The 1,988-nt window shown below is 26.7% G+C and carries 1 protein-coding gene and 2 pseudogenes; all 3 read right to left on the bottom strand.

Features of this window, described 5'->3' with window-relative positions:
• Positions 1-368, bottom strand: a pseudogene (locus tag BM072_RS15320) (hypothetical protein); the annotation flags it as partial.
• 78 nt (positions 369-446) lie between these two features.
• Positions 447-1,712: a T9SS type A sorting domain-containing protein gene (locus BM072_RS15315; RefSeq protein ID WP_092910755.1), complete on the bottom strand. Its 1,266-nt coding sequence runs from the start codon at positions 1,710-1,712 to the stop codon at positions 447-449.
• Between the two features lie 3 nt (positions 1,713-1,715).
• Positions 1,716-1,988 (bottom strand): annotated as a pseudogene (locus BM072_RS15310) (hypothetical protein); the annotation flags it as partial.

Below are 1,988 nucleotides of genomic sequence, written 5' to 3'. Positions count from 1 at the left end.
CCTGTAAAGTATTTCTGAAAAACATAATCAGCAGGTACAGCCAAGTCTACAATAATTTCTTCGGCATGTATTTTACCTTTTACAGTTAATTTTTCGTCAGGATTAGAGGTTCCAATACCAACACGACCATTATCTTGTATACTCATTAAATTTCCGTCCACATTCCACCTTTTAAATGAAAATCCAGTACCATCTATGTAATCTAATCGTCCAACAAAATCCTCTGTTTGATTATTCATTCCTTTAAAATCAATATAAGAAATAATGTCATTTGTGTTTTTTAATTCTAAAGATGTAAACTCTCCTAATTGTTGCCCAAAGCTTAAAGTTGAAAAAGCCAATGTTGCTAGTAATAAAATTTTTTTCATAATTGTTTTGTGTTAATATTTTTGAATATAAAAAACATACAGATAATTTGATTATCTGCATGTTTTAATTAGAATTAGTTATTTTTTGATAATTGATTTTTCGTGTAATGTACCGGAAGCATCTATAAATTTGAAATAGTAAATACCTGCATTTAAATTTTGTAGGTTTATTTTAAGTGCATTAGCATTTTTATTATTTCCTGTTAATACAATTTTTGCGTTAATATCATAAACAAACCATTCATTAATACCAATAGTACTGTTAATTTGTACTTGGTTTGATGTAGGGTTTGGTGAGATAGTTAAATTTTGTTGAATACTATTATTTTCAATATTTGCAGGAATTATAATAGAATTTCTTGAAGCAGTAGAATCTGAGATTTCCGACTGGATATCACTATAGATAACATCATCTATACTATTTTCAGGTTTTCCAGCATAACACCCTTGTACATAAATTCTTGATTTAGGAAGAATATTTGTGTTTTTTAAAACAATTTTACTTCCTCTAAAGTTTGAATTTCTTAATGTTGAATTTGAAATTGTTAATATATTATTTGCTTGAAAGTTCATCCAACTTGTGTTGTGATTATTAATATTAACATTTTCATCACATTTATTATATGTCTCAAATGATTTTTTGTCACTCCATAATTTACAATTTGCTCTTACAGTCCATTCATATTTTGTAGAAGGAGGTAATGCTATACTAAATTTATTAATATTAATAGCATAATAACTCCATTTATTTGCAGTCTCCTCTTTAATTGCTAAAGTATATGGTAAAGTTCCATTCACGTTATTCCAAATAAAAGTATGAGTATTTCCTACAGATGTTTGATTTAATCCTATAGGAGCATTTGAACAAGTACCAGTTCCATTGGATAATGTTGGATCAGGATTTGGGCTTGGAGAACTAGTTGTATTTGCTATCCAAGTTGTAGAGTTTGTTTTAGCATTTGTTTGTGGAAAAACGTCTGATCTATATGTTATCTCAATTTTGAAACTATTAGCATTTTTTATATCTACATTATTCATTGAAAATGAAAATGCTTTTTTAACCTCTCCTGTTCCAGAAATATAAAAAGTAGAACCAATTGATTGATTAAATTGATTGTTAACATATAGTTTTACATCAAGAATAGTGTAACCATAACTTTTATCATCACCTTTTACAGTATAATCTATAAAAAAATTATTGTTTCCATTAATTGGATTAAAATTAAATCCATTTGATGAAAATTCGGAATTGTTTACTCTAATTTTATTTATATGTACCGATGCAGATTGAGCAGAAATGTAGGTAAACATTATTAGAAGTATAAAACTTAATAATTTTTTCATATACTATTTTTTAGCTTCTAATTCATTAATTCTTACGTCTTGTTGTGTCATTTTTTTATTTTGCTCGATCAACAACAATGTAAGTTCTTCAATTTTTTGTAAAAGTAAGTTGTTCATTTCTCCCACTTTTAAACCATTTTCTTGAATTTCTTTTGCAGAAGGAACACCTGGTAAATGATTATTTTCTTTTACAAATTTTTCTATTTCTTCTAATTTAGGAAACTCGTAATCAGCTTTTAAATCTGATTTTCCTGTAAAGTATTTCTGAAAAACATA

This window comes from Algoriella xinjiangensis, from assembly GCF_900115015.1.
GTDB classification, from domain to species: Bacteria; Bacteroidota; Bacteroidia; order Flavobacteriales; family Weeksellaceae; genus Empedobacter; species Empedobacter xinjiangensis.
Note: the sequence above shows the minus strand (reverse complement) of the source record. Positions and strands in the feature narration are given on the sequence as shown.

What these genes read in the sequence shown, in the direction of transcription:
- BM072_RS15315 (WP_092910755.1), bottom strand. Translation starts at nt 1,712, where the DNA reads ATGAAAAAATTATTAAGTTTTATACTTCTAATAATGTTTACCTACATT.